The 15,702-nt window shown below is 51.3% G+C and carries 11 protein-coding genes; 8 read left to right on the top strand and 3 right to left on the bottom strand.

Annotated features, from left to right (window positions below):
- Positions 1-5 precede the first annotated feature (5 nt).
- From PBOR_RS25105 to PBOR_RS25085, 5 genes are read left to right on the top strand one after another with little or no spacing between them, the layout of a single operon-like run.
- A complete protein-coding gene (locus tag PBOR_RS25105; protein ID WP_042216403.1) occupies positions 6-881 on the top strand; it encodes a carbohydrate ABC transporter permease in 876 nt (291 codons plus the stop codon).
- A gap of 20 nt (positions 882-901) precedes the next feature.
- Positions 902-1,726 carry a carbohydrate ABC transporter permease gene (locus PBOR_RS25100; RefSeq protein WP_081972175.1) on the top strand — a complete coding sequence of 275 codons (825 nt, stop codon included), beginning with the start codon at positions 902-904 and terminating at the stop codon, positions 1,724-1,726.
- A gap of 52 nt (positions 1,727-1,778) precedes the next feature.
- Positions 1,779-4,037 (top strand): glycoside hydrolase family 65 protein, encoded by a 2,259-nt coding sequence (locus PBOR_RS25095; protein WP_218918858.1) that lies wholly within the window; start codon positions 1,779-1,781, stop codon positions 4,035-4,037.
- Complete coding sequence (pgmB, locus tag PBOR_RS25090) at positions 4,015-4,737, top strand: beta-phosphoglucomutase (RefSeq protein ID WP_052429632.1); 723 nt, start codon at positions 4,015-4,017, stop codon at positions 4,735-4,737. Before PBOR_RS25095 ends, pgmB begins: the two co-directional genes overlap by 23 nt.
- A complete protein-coding gene (locus tag PBOR_RS25085; RefSeq protein ID WP_081972174.1) occupies positions 4,715-5,974 on the top strand; it encodes a DUF4432 family protein in 1,260 nt (419 codons plus the stop codon). Before pgmB ends, PBOR_RS25085 begins: the two co-directional genes overlap by 23 nt.
- Before the next feature lie 464 nt (positions 5,975-6,438).
- On the opposite strand, the gene PBOR_RS36425 is transcribed toward PBOR_RS25085, so the two are convergent.
- Positions 6,439-11,922 carry a CBM35 domain-containing protein gene (locus PBOR_RS36425; RefSeq protein ID WP_081972173.1) on the bottom strand — a complete coding sequence of 1,828 codons (5,484 nt, stop codon included), beginning with the start codon at positions 11,920-11,922 and terminating at the stop codon, positions 6,439-6,441.
- Between the two features lie 365 nt (positions 11,923-12,287).
- On the opposite strand from PBOR_RS36425, the gene PBOR_RS25075 reads away from it, so the two are divergent.
- The 3 genes from PBOR_RS25075 (at position 12,288) to PBOR_RS25065 (ending at position 13,681) form a co-directional block, all read left to right on the top strand.
- The gene (locus tag PBOR_RS25075) at positions 12,288-12,602 is read left to right on the top strand and encodes a DUF6442 family protein (protein ID WP_039302483.1); all 315 of its coding nucleotides are present in this window, start codon (positions 12,288-12,290) and stop codon (positions 12,600-12,602) included.
- An 8-nt stretch (positions 12,603-12,610) separates the two neighbouring features.
- Positions 12,611-12,823, top strand: coding sequence for a helix-turn-helix transcriptional regulator (locus tag PBOR_RS25070; protein WP_042216398.1), 213 nt, complete (start codon positions 12,611-12,613; stop codon positions 12,821-12,823).
- An 81-nt stretch (positions 12,824-12,904) separates the two neighbouring features.
- Complete coding sequence (locus PBOR_RS25065; protein ID WP_042216396.1) at positions 12,905-13,681, top strand: NAD-dependent epimerase/dehydratase family protein; 777 nt, start codon at positions 12,905-12,907, stop codon at positions 13,679-13,681.
- Between the two features lie 174 nt (positions 13,682-13,855).
- Here the strand turns inward: PBOR_RS25065 and PBOR_RS25060 are convergent, their stop codons facing one another.
- Positions 13,856-14,383 (bottom strand): AAA family ATPase, encoded by a 528-nt coding sequence (locus PBOR_RS25060; RefSeq protein WP_042216394.1) that lies wholly within the window; start codon positions 14,381-14,383, stop codon positions 13,856-13,858.
- A gap of 96 nt (positions 14,384-14,479) precedes the next feature.
- Complete coding sequence (locus tag PBOR_RS25055; protein ID WP_042216392.1) at positions 14,480-15,346, bottom strand: GNAT family N-acetyltransferase; 867 nt, start codon at positions 15,344-15,346, stop codon at positions 14,480-14,482.
- Positions 15,347-15,702 lie beyond the last annotated feature (356 nt).

Below are 15,702 nucleotides of genomic sequence, written 5' to 3'. Positions count from 1 at the left end.
TATGGATGGTTAGGAAAAATAGAGGGTATATCACGCTTTTCCTGCTACCGACTGTAGCATTGTTTATTATTGTCTATGCCGTCTCACTTGTCATTCTGTTCGGCACATCCTTTACGGAATGGTCAGCCGGACGCAGCCCGGTGTTTACCGGTCTCGCTAACTATATCAAGCTGTTTACGGACGATGCCGATTTTCGCCAAAGCGCACTGAATACGGGGATCTGGGTCGTGCTGCAATCTACGGTCCACGTTGCCATCGGTACCCTGTTCGCGGTTATTCTCAGTATGAAGGAATTCTACTGGAAGTTTGCCCGCACGGTGTACATGTTTCCGAATATTATCTCAGGTGCAGCCGTAGGTATGCTGTTCCTGTGCATGCTCAATCCTGAATTCGGTGCGGTGAACAGTATCGTCCGTTTATTCGGCAATGCGGATTACTCCCAGAACTGGTTCATGGATTATGCCACGGCTTTTCTATCGGTTACGATGACCTGGCTGCCTTATGCGGCGGTGGTTACAATTCTGATTCTGGCTGAGATTGCCGCCATTCCGGAAAGCCTGTTCGAATCGGCGCGGATTGACGGAGCCAGCAATTTCAAAATCAACCTGTACATCATCATTCCTATGCTGCGCAACATTATCGGGACCTGCGTCATTCTGTCCGGAACAAGCATGCTGCAGAAGATGGATATTATTCTGATGACAACAGGCGGCGGACCCGGCAATGCAACCATGAATTTGCCCATTTACATTTACAAGACCGCTCTCATGGACAATAACTTCGGTTATTCCAACTCCGTGGGCGTCTTCCTAATCGGCTTTGGCTTGATCTTTGTCCTGCTGTGCCGAAATCTATTCAGAATAGGCAGCTCTGAGCACTGAATGGAGCGGATGGGGTGAGAATGTTGACAAAAAGTTTGGGTGTACTTAAGTATGGATTTGTAATCTTGATTGTTCTGCTGTCCCTGGGTCCGTTCCTGTGGGTGCTGCTGGCTTCGTTTAAGACGAATGCCGAGATTCTGAGCAATTCGCTCGGCTGGCCAAGCAGCTTCCAATTCTCCAATTACACGAAGGCCTTCCAGATCGCGCCGATTTCCCGGTTCTACATCAACAGTGTAATTGTGGGGATTTTTGGAACACTACTCAATCTGTTGTTGCTTGGGATGGCCGGCTATGTTCTGGCACGCTTTCAGTTCCGCGGCAAAAAGCTGCTGATGGGAGCCTTCTCCCTCTCGTTGCTGATTCCGGGCGCTGCGATGCTGCAGCCGCTGTACTTGACAGTTAACGCGCTCGGGCTGTATGACAAGCTGATCGGACTTATTATTGTGTATACCGGCTTTGGATTACCGGTCTCGCTCTACATTCTATCCAGCTATTTCCTGACAATTCCGAAGGAAATGGAGGAATCCGCTTATCTGGATGGTGCCAGCTTCATCCAGACCTTCTTCCGGATTATACTGCCGATCTCGAAGCCGGGCTTCGGCACGGCAGGGGTAATGCAGTTCCTGCTCTGCTGGAATGAATTCCAATTCGCGATCATTCTGACGACAGGCAATCAGAGCCGGACACTGCCGCTTGCGCTCTATTATTTCAAAAGCCAGTTTGCCAGTGATTACGGCGTCATGTTCGCCGCTACGATGGTTGTAATCATCCCGAGTATTGTGGTCTATATCCTGCTGCAGGAGCAGGTGGTATCCGGACTTGCTGCGGGAGCGGTGAAGGGATGACGGAGCGGACGGGAATGTCATGGAAAGATACCGGAGAATTGAGGGGTTGCAGATGAATGAGGAACACCTGTGGTGCCTGAAAGAAAGCGGGTATGAGGCCGGGCTGCACAAGCATTATGAAGGACTCTTTACCCAGGGGAACGGCTATATGCATGTCCGTGGAAGCTTTGAGGAGGGTTGCAGTGATGCGCCTCAGGACGAGGAATATCTGCGTTTTCCGGATAACGTCACGCTGGAGAAGCCGCGGCATCCGAAGTCCAAGCAGGGAACGTTCATCCCGGGTATTGTCGCACAGCATCCGCTGCTGAAGGAGGAGATTGTTAATCTTCCTTATATGCTGGGGCTGGAGTTGTGGTCTGCCGGCGGGAGACTGGATATGGACCTGTCCCGGATCAGCGGCTACAGCCGCTGGCTGGATCTGCGGGATGGATGTCTTCACCGTTCATTAATATGGGAGACTCCGGGAGGCATGCTGCTTAAGTGTAATTTCGAGCGCTACATCAGTATGGCGGATAAGCATCTCTGCATCCAGCGTGTACAGGTAGAGGTGCTGGCAGGGGAAGGCAGGCTGGAGGTGAGAGCCACCCTCCGCGGTGATGTGCGGACCAATGGGATGAATCATTTTGATAGTGTAGTTCCCTCGGCGGAAGTTGGGTGCAGCCTGTCACTGGAAACGCTGACGGAGGGGGGCAACCAGATCTTCATGCACTCTGCGCTGGAAGCCTCGGAAGCGGTGATATGGCATGAGGAGAACACCGGGGTGACGGCTGCGCTCCGCGGAGAGTTTGCTTTGCAGGCGGGGGACCGCCTGACGGTCAGCAAGCTGACTGCGGTGACCACGGACCGGGATATGGAGCAAGGCGGGACCGGCAGCAGAGCGCTTGCGCAGCTTAGCCGTGCACGTGATATAGGCTGGGATGGGCTGTATGAACGGCATACTGCCAGCTGGAAGAGCAAGTGGCAGCATGCCGATATCATCATCCAAGGAGATGATCTGGCGCAATTAAACGTCCGTGCTTCCATCTATCATCTGCTTCGTGCTAATAGGGAGGAGGATGACCGGGTAGCGATTTGTGCCAAGGGGTATGCCGGTGAAGCCTATTTCGGCAGATATTTCTGGGACACAGAGATCAATCTGCTGCCTTTCTACCTGCACACCAACCCGCAGGCCGCCCGCAATCTGCTGCTGTTCCGCTACAATACGCTGGACGGAGCCAGACGCAACGCGCAGAATTATGGGTACCGCGGAGCAAGGTATGCCTGGGAGTCCTCGTTAAGCGGGGAGGAGCAATGCGCCAACTGGCAGTATGCGGATCATGAAATTCATATAACAGCGGATATAGTGTATGCTCTGTATCATTATGTGCGGGCTACCGGAGACGAGGAATTCCTGGAACGCTATGGCATTGATATTCTGGTGGAGACGGCCCGTTACTGGTGTGGCCGGGTAGACTGGAACCGGGAGGGAGAGTGCGAGCTGCTCGGCGTAATGGGGCCGGATGAATATTTGCCCTTAACCCGGAATAATGCCTTCACCAACCGTATGGTCAAGTTCAGTCTGGAGCAGACCGTAACCTGTCTGGACAGCCTGATGAGCAGCAAGCAAGACAGCTATGCGGCTGCTGTCGAGCGACTGAATATTCGTCCGGAGGAACGGGAGCTGTTCCGGCACACGGCGGAGAAGCTGAGGCTGCCGTATGACAGCGGGACGGACGTTGTTCCGCAGTCTGATGATTTCGCCTCCTATGCGGATGTGGATTTTGCCGGGATCTGGACTGACAGGTCCAGACCCTTCGGCCATTTCATCTCCCAGGAGCGCAATTACCGCTCCAAGGCGCTTAAGCAGGCGGATGTTCTGGAACTGATGCTGCTGTTCCCGCAGGAATTCCCCCGGGAGCAGCTGAAGGCGGCCTATGATTATTATGAGCCGATCACAACCCATGACTCTTCCTTGTCTGTGGCGGTTCACGGCATTGTGGCCACCTGGCTGAATCAGCCGGAAGCGGCGGCGAATTTCCTGCAGCGGGTGATGGCTATCGATCTTTCAACGGAGAAAAAAGGTGCCGCCGAGGGAATTCATATCGCCAATTGCGGCGGCTTGTGGCAGCTGATCGTATACGGGTTAGCCGGTCTGAAGAGTGCGATGTGGAGCGGGAGCATTGAGCTGGAGCCCCGCTTGCCGGAAGGCTGGACGGAGCTAAGCTTCCAGCTTGCCTGGCAGGGGGAACGCTACCGGATCACTGTTCATCCGGATGCTTATGAAGTGCACAAGCTGGAAGGGAGGGGCTATGTTGCGGGCACAACCCTTTAAGGCGGCTATCTTTGATCTGGACGGCGTCATTGTCGATACCGCGAAATTTCACTATCAGGCCTGGAGGCGTCTGGCCGGTGAGCTCGGCTTCGAGTTCAGCGAGCGCACCAATGAGCAGCTGAAGGGTGTCAGCCGTATGGAGTCGCTTGAACTTCTGCTGCGCTCTGGCGGAATAACAGATCTGACGGCGGAACGTAAGGAGGAGCTGGCTTCCCGCAAAAATGAGTGGTACAAGGAGCTGCTTGAGACGCTCACTCCGGGCGATGTATTACCCGGAGTAAGCAGCTTTCTTGGGCTGTTGCACTCACACGGAGTCAGAACAGCGATTGCCTCGGCCAGCAAAAATGCTCCGCTGATTCTGGAGAAGGTGAACATCGCACCGCTGTTTGATGTGGTGGTGGACGGGAACAGCATTGTCAGGGCGAAGCCGGACCCGGAGGTGTTCCTGCAGGCAGCCAGGCTGCTTGATGCGGTCCCGGCGGCTTGCTTTGTCTTTGAAGATGCGGCTGCCGGTGTTGAAGGGGCGATCCGGGCGGGCATGCGCGTGGTCGGTATTGGTGACGGGAGGCTGCTTGCCCGCGCCGACCTTACCATCGCCAGCTTTGAACAGCTGGAGCCTGTTTTTCTGCTGAGCCACATCGGCTTGAACAGTCCCTCCGGAAGGGGGGACTGTTCGAATGAGCAAGGAGCGGGAAAGTGATGAGCGGGAAAGTGATGAACGAATAAGTAATGAACGAATAAGCAAAGGGCCGAACAGCAACGGGCAAAAAAACTATCAGCGAATAAGCAATGAGCTGAACAGCGATGAGCAAAATAGCAATCAGCGAATAAGCGAATTGACGCTGGCGCAGCTGCAACCGGACATTCCGCAGAAGCTGCCGGAAGGCGGCTTCGTCACCCTAACGGTTGTTACGGACCGCTTCGGCTCGCAAATGCACCTGTTGACGATATCCAATGGACGGCTTGTCTTTACTGTAATTCTGGAGCGGGGGATGGACATTGGGGAAATTTGGCTGGATGCGGAGAAGATCAGCTGGGAGCGTGACGGGCAGTATCTGCTGCATCCGGATCATGTGGATCTGACAGACAATGAGCATTCGGGTTGGGATTCCGGCTTCTATGCGGCGGTGGCAGCGATTGGGCCGGAAATCTTCGGCACCCCGGACGAGGTAAGAACCGTCCACGGGACGGGTTCTTACTCCCCGGCGCTGCCGGAATCGGTGCGGCTGACCTGGGATGAGCAGCAGATCTGCCTGGAGGGCAACGTTCCGGTGAGAGGGTACAGTACATTGCCGGTGTATGACAAAACAATCCGGATCGTAACCCGTTACGGGGCAGCCACGCTGTTCCGGGAGGATACGGTGCGGAATTTAACTGATGCTGCCCAGCCAGTGGATGACGGGTATCATATTCAGCTGGCAGGGGCTTATATGTCAGGAGGCGGAAGTTATATTCTGCCTGTTTCCCCGGGTAAAATGCTGCTTCGCGACGCTGCTCCGCCCGAGGGGGACCCGTTAACTGTCTACGATTCCGGGACCAGGTTGGACCCGATCCGCTGCTATCAGTACATTCCTGGGCCGGTGGAAGGGCTTGCGGATCTGCCGCAGGTCCGCGGCTACCAAGCAGCCGCGGCCGATGATCAAGAGTTGACGGCTGAGATGCTGGTGAATGCCGGGCAGGATACGGCAGCCTATGTCATTCGTTCCCTGCAATGTTATCCCCGTTCACTGATCGCCAAACGGGCGATCAGTGACTTCATGTATGCGCTGGAGCCTTGCAAGACCAGACCCAATTCGCTGGAGCAAAAAACGATAGACGGTGAAGTAGTCTCTATCGGCCCCCGCGGCCAGAGCACCGGCTGGATCATCATCGGGGCTTCGCGTGATCCCCAGGAAATCACAACCCTTGCGCACATGATCCGAAGCGCAGCAAAGTAACTGATGTATGCCAGTAGCGCGGACACCATCCACATTCAAATGAAACTACAAATAACCAGCTGCCGGTAGATTTCCGGCATCTGGTTATTTTCTTTGGGTTTCTGCCGGGTTCGGCTTCTGCTCAAAGGTTGCTTGCTTTGCCAGCTGCTGCGAGGTATGTCAGGCCAAATGTATGTGAAAAACCGAATACAATTTGCTTCCGCGAAGGTAAACGGACCAATGTATGCGGAAAACCGAACACTATCTGCCTCCGCGAAGGTAACCGGGCCAAATGTATGCGAAAAACCGAATACAATGTGCTTCAACGAGGGTAAACGGGCCAAATGGAAGGTCGCTGTACAGCCCGAATAAGCTACAGGTGAATAATTACAGGGTAAACAAAAGGCGCTCCCCCGGACAATGTTCCTGGGGAGCGCCTTGTTTATGCCTTGCAGCAGAACCGGTAATATCCGCCTCTCATTTCTCTACTTCAAATAATTCAGCAGGATCTGCGCAGCTTCTGCACGGGTGGCAGGAGCCTTCGGAGCGAAGGTGCCGTCAGCCCGTCCTTTCACGAAGCCGAGTGAGGCCGCAGCGGCTACCTGCTCCGCTGCCCAGCCGGAGATGTCCGCAGCATCCTTCAGAGAAGTGATGCCCTTAGCAGCCGGGATTGCACCATTCTGGAGCTTGTAAGCCCGCATCAGAATGACGGTCATCTCCTCACGGCTGATCTCTGCATTCGGCTGGAAGGACTCCGGACTCCGTCCGGTAATCAGGCCGGCCTGCACCATGCCGGAGAGAGCTTCCCTGTACCAGGCATCTTGCGGAACATCGGTGAATGCGGTGTTGCCACTGCTGGCGCCGTTCCCACTGGCGCCACTGCCGTCGTTACCGATGCCGTTGCCACTGTTGCTACCGCCATTGCCGCCCAGCTGCAGCGCACCGGCCATCAGCTGCACGAATTCAGCCCGGGTAATATTGCGGCCCGGCTGATAAGCCTGCTCCGAGATCCCCCGGATCAGATGTTTCGCAGACAGCTCACGCAAGGCTTCAAAGGCCCAGTGCGTGACCGGAACATCGCTGAATTGCTTGGAGTACTCCAGCAGCGCGTACGTGCCGCTGCCGTCAAAATGCCCCTTTAATCCGCCGGCTTCAGCTGCTCCGCCCAGATAGGTGAGTGTGCCGTCACTGTCTACGCGATACAGGCCAAGCAGCCTCGAATCGAGACCGGCAGCTAGCCAGCTGACGCTTACCGGAACCGGATAATCCGCAAGACGGTGAACCCTTCCATCCGCCCCGGCCAGACTCAGGTCATAATCCATCAGCTTGCCTTTCAGCGCTACGCCAGCTTCTGTCTTCAGCTTCAAGGCTTCCAGTGTCTTGGGCTGCACCTTCAGCACAATCTTAGCGCCGCTGCTCCCGACAGCAGGCACGGCTTCCGCCAGCTGCTTCAGCAGCTCCGGTGCCAGCACCAGCTCTATTCCGTCTCCCTGTACACGCAGGGAATGGGTTCCCAGCAGCGTCCCGGCATTCACCGGAAGCTCAACCGCAGCCGCTTGCCCCACCTGCACCGTAACCACACCATTCACCGCAGGGCTGCTCAGCTGAGCGGTTGTGATGACTGCAGCCGAAGGACCCGGCGTTGCTGTGGGCTGTGGTGTTGCCGCAGGTTTCGCTGTAGATGACGGCGGACTTGTCGGTGTCACTGGCGGATCCGTTGGTGTGGCCGGAGGGTCCGTTGGTGTTACCTGCTGACGGTTGACAGTCAACTCAATCGTCGCTGTATCGACCGCATCCATATAAGCATACTCCCCGATCATACGGGTGTTCATCACCTCAACTTTGTATGCCCCTGCATCAGATATAGCGGCCTTATCCAGTGTCAGACTGCTGCCGGCGGCACCGTCCAGGACAAGGCCGTCCTTCAGCCAGCGGTAGCTCAGCTCTCCATACACAGAATTGGCTACAACGTTAAAGGTAACTGAATCCCCTTCCTTTACCGGATTTACACTTGCCGTGAACGACTGGATCACCGGTACTTCATGTGCCGGATATACCTTGAGTGCCAGCTCCGTTCCGGTGATACGTTCCGGATTCACCTCGGCTTTGCCGGTCAGTACTACACGGTACTGCGTTCCGTCATCTTCCATTCCCGGTGTGAAGCGGTATACTGCGCCAGTAACACTCGTCAGCGGCAGCCAATCCCCGCTGTCCGGACGTTTCACTTCCCAGCCGATAGACTCCACGTCACCTGTTGCATCAACGAGCAGCGTCAAGGGTTCGCCTTCAACGGCGTCCATCGCAGAAGGCAAATCTACCGCGAAGGCAGGGGTAATCCACTCTACCGCAGCCGGGAGCACCTGCAGAATATATTCCTGCTCACCGGTTAAGCCGCTTTCGTCTGTCACGACGGCCTTATACCGGTAGCCGCTCATCGCTTCCGTCAACCCCGTAAGCGTCAAGCTATCGCCTGAACCGACCGGTTCGCTATAGCCTTCGCCTTGGTCGAGGTACCAGGTGAAGGACAGTTTTCCTTCTCCTTTACCGGCGGCGCGGAGTACTCCAGTTGAACCCGCCCGCATCAAGCCCTCACTGACAATCTGCACCTCCGGCGCCTTTTGGTTCCATTTCGCCGTCAGCGTCATTACACCCGGCACGGTCTGATTTGCGAAATCCCATAGCTCTGTCTCGTTATACCAGCCCTCCAGTACATAACCTTTATTCATTACGGCCGGAGCCGTTAACTGTTCGCCGTATGCAGCCTGAACGACTGTCTGTCCCGGACTTCCGCCATTCGCATCAAAGGTAATATCATAACGTCCGTTCAGCTCGGTCAGAGCGCTGATTTCACTATTGCTGAGGTTACGGACTTCAATTTTCATCCGCTGGTTATCCTTCGCCTGATCATCCGCTACTCTCACTGCTGCACCGTCACTCTTGGACGCTCCTTCTACAGTGATTACTTTATTATTGCTTTTGTTAAGGATCTTGTAGTAATCTCCGTCTTTCTCCAGCTTCCACTGCTGCGTATCCGGTATCGTCCCGGAAGCTTTCGTATTCTGACACAGCTGCTGGATTGCTGAACCGGGAAGAATGTCGAGCACATGGCCGCTTTGGACCGATTGGATCTGATAATAGCCTGTACCGAGATCCAGGAATCTCCACAGCTGATTATTACCGTCACCGTTAGACCACTGGTTAATCACTGCTAATGGATCGCTGGACACTCTGTCCACATCCAATGCTTTTCCGCTGTGCTTGGGCTGGATTTTAACCATTTTCTCCGGAATGATCTTGCCCGCAATCGAGCTCATAAATCCGCCGCTCGTCTTATCAATCGTGAGACTGTCGACATTGAATCTGCCGGTATCTCCTTGTTCGCGGATGAATTCAATCGTATTCTTGCCGGCTTTGAGGTTCACGGACTCCGTACTGTTAGCCCAGATATCCCAATTCGCCGTCGGAGTTAAGGATACTTGCTTGATTCTCTGTCCGTTAACCGTCATCGACATGGTAATATTCGAGCTTTGTACACCGGAATACCGCAAAGTCGACGTATAGTCAGCCGTATTTGGGACGTTTACTTCAAACTTCAGCGCGTCGCCGGTCTGCTCAAATCCGCCTACGAACCCGTTGCCTTCATACCATAAATGATCCCTGACAACCTTGAGGCTTCCTTGCCGGGTGGCATCTTCGGCCTGATATCTCCACGGCGTACGCTTGTTAAGATGAATACTGTCCATATTTAGAATGCCGGAGTTTCCTGTTTCATTCTTATAAGTAATCGTGTTTTTACCCGCCTTCAGGCTTAACGTCTCAAGCTGCTCCTTCCAGGCCGTAAGTCCGCCGGTAGAAGGGAGAGTAATATTCTTAATCTTCGTGCCGTTCAAATACAGGCTATAGGTTGAACCTGCAGCTTCTTTGGCATATCTCAGCTTCACATCATAAGAGGCCGCATTCTCAACATTTACCGCAAACTCCACGGACGAACCCGCTTTGGACAGCCCGGAAACATAACCGGTTCCCAGATTGCCGTCTTTGGCGTAAACAACTGCAGCATCGCTCCCGCCAGCCAGCTTGGCATCTTCAGCTCCATAATGCCAGGTTGTTGCTTCTGTTACGGTTATAAAGTCCAGATTGACGTTGCCGGTGTTGCCTTCGTCATATTTATATGTGATTGTATTTTCCCCTTCTTGAAGGAAAACATTGTCATAGCGGTCAGCCCAGCGGTCCCAGCTTTTTAGACTGAAGAAATCGACCTGCTTAATCTTTTGACCGTTCACATACATAGTCAGCGTCCGGTCATCATTGAACCCCAGGCTGTAGCCCAGCTTAACCGAATAGCTGCCGGCAGCAGCGGCATTTACCTTGAAAGAAACGGCAGAGCTAGAAGTCCAGAGCCCTCCGGCAAATCCCGTTCCGCTGTAACCCGGATGATCTGCATCAACCTTTGCATTTCCGGACAGCACGGCATTTTCTGCTTCATACAAGGTGCTGCGCTTGATAATCATGGCATCCAGAGCCAAAGCACTCTTGCCGGACAGGCGGATTGTGTTGCTTCCGGCGTTCAGCGGAAGGTTATAAACGGATTTCAGATCGAAATTCGCCGCAAATCCGGCATTCGAAGGGAAGGAAAGATCGCGGGTTGCTCCCCCATTAACGCCTAATTTCATAGTAACCGGATCCGCCGTGTTATTGTTGTATCTGAAATCCAGCGAGTAGGTCCCGCCAGCAGCAGTATTTACTGTAAACTCTATATAGTCATTAGTGCTGCTGTTATTGTACTTCTCGTATACGCCGCCCGAAGCATAAGCCGTTCCTCCGGGGATTCTCGCTACTCCCGACAGCTTTGCCTCCTCGGCTTCATAGATTTCACTTCTCTCTTCTCCGGAAGGTCTGTTCAGGACGGTGCCGGGGTTGGAAGGAATGCCCAGATTGATGAAATCATTATCATCCCAGTGAATCCGCTGCGCTCTTATGCCTCTGTTCCCGCCGCCTTGCCCATGGGTCGGTATGCCGTGATACAGAATCCAATCCTCGCTGTCGTCTTCGGACTTCAGGAACAGGGGAGAGCCGGGGCCGTACGAGCTGTTCTCATCCGATCTTTTCATCACAGGCTCAGGATATTTGACCCATGAATCCGCATTCATCACATCCGAGGATGCATCCGCAACGGATACGCCAACCGCATAGTTATCATTCATGAAGCTGCTGGCCGAGTAGGCAAAATAGATTTTACCGTTTCTCTCGACTACCGCAGCGCCTTCGTTGATATTATCGTTTTTCTTTTCCCAATCATATTGCGGTTTGGCCACCGTGCCTTCCGGCCCCTCCAGGGTCCACGGGTTCTTCATTTTGACAATCGTCGGACTCTCATCGAATTTCGTATTCTCCGGATTCTGCGGGTCCGTGAAATAATAGTATTTGGTATAGGTGAAGTAGGGTTCCCCTTTAATCATAACCACACCGCAGGCCAAACCGTAGCCTTCCGTGTTCAGCAGTCCCTGCTTGACCGTAACCTGGCCGTTGCTGTCTTCATTGGCAGATTCGCCCTTGAGCTCCCAGGTTCCTTCAAAAGGGTCGGGTGATGCGTTCTCCAGAACGTAGGAGCTTGGATGCCCATATCCGAAGCTGTCCTCCGGGCCGGAAGAGAAATACAGATACCACTTGCCATCCAGCCGGTAGACATATGGACCCCACACATAGCCGAAGTTATCGGGCTTCTTCCAGACCACTTTGCTTTTGGCCGTAGATACGCCGAGAATGGTTTCATGCCTTTTCAAGGTGATGTTATTATCGCCTGAAGATGCAGAATAGTAATAACCGTCAGCAGCCCTGGCCACTGTAGGATCAGCACCGCCCATAAGCGGGTTAACGTAATTAGAGGTTACATCCGCGTAAGATATGCCTGACAGCAGCAATGAAAGTATCAACACCAGGGGGAGCAGCTTTAAGCTTTTTTTCCTCATATGAATCTCCTTTTCTAAGCAATTTCTGATCAATTTGACAAAAGTTATGTTCACTTGCCCTCCTCCGCAAAGATATGACCCTGCTTTTCTTGAAACCGCTTACCATTAATTGCAGCGCTACGCTTCCATTATAAAATAAGAGCGGAACTGTTTTTCCGCATCATGTTTTGCGATATTTTGAGCGATTGGCTGAGCCGGAGAGGGGGCGGGGAGAGCAGCCCGGTGTTCTTGCTATATTTTTAGCTTTCTTATGTTATTTTGACTGGTCTTTATTGTAAAATTCCGGATTGATTATTGACAAGTAAACTTGGCGTATTATAATGAAGATGCCAAGTTTACTTGTCATAATCAAAGGAGGATTTCTAATGGAAAAGGAACTGATATTAGAAAAAAGCAGACAAGAGAAGAACGACGAAGGAAGAGAATTTGTTCATAATAGAGGCAGGAAATTTGGAGTCCTGGGTATGCTGATTATTTTTAGCATCCTGGCTGTTTATAATTTATACGATAACCATCAAGAGACGAATACTGCATTAGTAGCGGTATTTATGGGGTATTTAGGCTGTGAAAGTATCGGGATCTATAGTATAACTAAAAAGAAATTAGATTTAATTAAAGCTATCGCAGGACCTGTATTAAGCATCTATTTTTTCGTAAAGTACTTTTTAATTGCAGGATAGGAGTCAACATGAATGATAAGCTGGTTTTGAAAAACAGGCTGCGGGAGGCAAGGGCAGAGCAAAAAATATCCCAAGCTGAGCTGGCAGAAATGGTGGGTGTTTCAAGGAATACGATAAGTTCGATTGAAACCGGACAGTTCAATCCTACTGCCAAGCTGGCGCTTGTTTTATGTATTGCTTTGGATATGAAATTCGAAGAATTGTTTTATTTTGATCTGTAAAATTCAAGCCGTTTGTAATCTTTTCCCCTCCAGCGGTTAATAATGCTTAGGACTAGCAGGCTGGAAAGGGGTATGGGATGAATGAAACGCAAACTTTTACTGACCGGAGCGGCTGGAAGGATCGGCAACGCACTCTTCAAAGGGCTGAAAGAAGACAGCAGATATGAAGTAATCGGCGCAGATATACAGGCAGACGAAGAGCAGGGGATCGCCCAACTGGATATTAATGATGAAGCACGGCTGGCGGAGCTTACTAAGGGGATCGATACGGTGCTTCACTTTGCCTGGATTAAGGATGAAGACGATTTCCTCGGTAAAGTGCTTCAGGGGAATGTAGCGGGTGCGTATAAATTGTTTGAGGCGGCGGTGCAGAATGGGGTGCGGCGCATTATATTCGCCAGCTCCAATCATGCGACCGGCTATTATAAGTCGGATGAGACAACGGGACCGTCTGACCCTTACCGGCCGGACAGCTTCTATGGATTAAGCAAATGTTATATCGAGCTGCTCGGCCGCCTCTATTCGGACCAGGGCAAGATTTCTTCACTGAATATCCGGATCGGCAACTTCCCCGGGGATGACCGTCCCCATTCGGAGCGGGCAGGGCATATCTGGATCTCGGAGCGTGATTTGCTGCAGCTGGTCAACTGCTGTATCCAAGCGGATGAGGGACTGCAATATTTGAATCTGTACGGGACCTCGGCGAATAGTGACAACTATTATACCATCGGTTATCTGGAGGAGCTGATCGGATACAAGCCTCAGGATGATGCGGCGGAGCTGCTCGAACAGGCGAAGGCGGAGGGCCGGGAAATACGCAAGGATGAAACCGAATATCAGGGCGGGCAGCAGGAGTAGGAAGAGGCGTAAACTGCGGATTCTGTAGCGGTCACCGCCAATAAAAACCAACAGCTGTCTAAGACGGAACAATAAAGTCCTAGACTACTGTTGGTCTTTTTAAATGGAATTACTTATGTAGGGTCATAGCCACTTACTCTAATTAGCGCTGTTGAGCTAAAGTGTTCTGTAAGCTTAATCCTCAATGCTGTATTGTGTATTGTTCATAATCTCTTCGATAACTAAATGGATAGCATCTACATCTTTCAGGCTTGTATCTAGTAAATATTTATGGTTTATTACGGATTCTTTAAATTCTTTGATCAAAGAAAGGCAGCGTTCACCCATCTGGTGTTCCGGCAATCTAAGCTGGTCTCTTTTTAACAAAGTCTCAGGGTCGGTCCATAAAACTACATAGATGACATTTTCGGTTAACCCCTTTAGTTTATCTTTTAGCCAAAATGCCTCAGCTGGAAAAGTAACATAATCAATTACAACATCAATTCCACTCTGAATGAAATTTTGGGTAAGGCTCAAAATATTATTCCAAATGAGCGACGATTCTGAATTGCTTTCCCAAGGCTTTTGTCGCCCGCTAACATGCATATGGCTTACATCATCGCCTGAAATATACGCACTGTTACTTAAGGCGCTCACCAATGAACTCGAGGTAGTGGACTTCCCGACTCCTGCCGGCCCTGACAATATATATACTGTTTGCATTATCTTTCACCTTTCTGCGACAACCACTCATATTTATTGGGATATTGCACCATAGGAGGGGGAAACAGGTGATGCACAGTACGCCCCATCATTCTATTATTCAAATTTTAACTGGAGCGAATCACAAACGGGCACATAGCCTATCTTTTGATAGATGCTATTAGATGTCGGATTTGCTAAGTCCGTATATAAGACGCATTTAGTAAAGCCCTTATCCAATGCAAGCTGGCTAATTTGCGCCACGATTGAAGTAGCGTAACCCTTTCCGCGCATATATGGAGGGGTATATACAAATGCCACGCCAATAGCCGTCTGCATTTCCCTTGTATATCCTGCCATAGCAACAGGTACCCCGTTGTCCTCTAAAATATAGAGTTTTTTCGATGCTATCCGGTAGAGGTAAGGGTCTGCATCTTGCGGGATGGACATTTCTGTTTTGCCATAACTCGCCGCTGCATAAAATGCTTCAGCCCAGTAGGGGAAAAAGTGAATATCCTTGTCATCCAGCAATCGAACGATACCAGCCTTTTGAATGTCTGGGTTTACTGCCGTAAGTTCATATATACGCTGGCTCATGGTTGTTTCAAAGGTAATCCCCTTGCGTAAGGTATATGCTTTGGCAAAATACTCTGCCAAGGTTTTTTCGGTTATCACCCCTGGAATTTCATGGTCTTTCAGCCCATCGATCAGACAGTTGATAGCTTCGGGGTTAATTATGTTGTCTGTTGCATAAAGCGTAATATTGTGTGGCGGTGTCATTATGGCGGTAAGTTGTATGCCCTTAGCATCCGAAATCGTTACCATAAGCCAATTAACAGGGTCACGCCAGTCTGTTTTGTCTTTTCCTTCATGCCCAATGATGATATTGCCAAGAGGAATCAAATTTTGTGCTTCATGACGCATCAGTACAGCATAGGTATCCTTGTAAAACTCATGCACATCCGTATACAACTTGAATTGCATTGCGATATCACCCTTTCATGTGCTCAACCTTTATGAAGACGCAAAAACTATAATTCGGGGGACAGCTCTGAGGTGATTTTCGATTCGGATATCCGCTGCCTCGGACCATTATTAAACAATCCTGCCCGCTGCACAGTACGAAGACAGTGATTGGTAGACTCATATAGCGCAATTAAAAAAACCAGCAAAAGTGCCGGTCATTTCTTCATTGTTGATTAAGCCTAATCTAATGAATCTTATCATCCAACATTATTCCTGATCTTGACTAACTCGTTAATAAAATAATCAAGTTGATTCTCAGTTGATTTAATAGAAGCAGTACGACTGTTTTTTTGGTTTTATAATCCTGTTTTAAA

The organism is Paenibacillus borealis (genome assembly GCF_000758665.1).
GTDB lineage: Bacteria > Bacillota > Bacilli > Paenibacillales > Paenibacillaceae > Paenibacillus_AQ > Paenibacillus_AQ borealis.
Note: the sequence above shows the minus strand (reverse complement) of the source record. Positions and strands in the feature narration are given on the sequence as shown.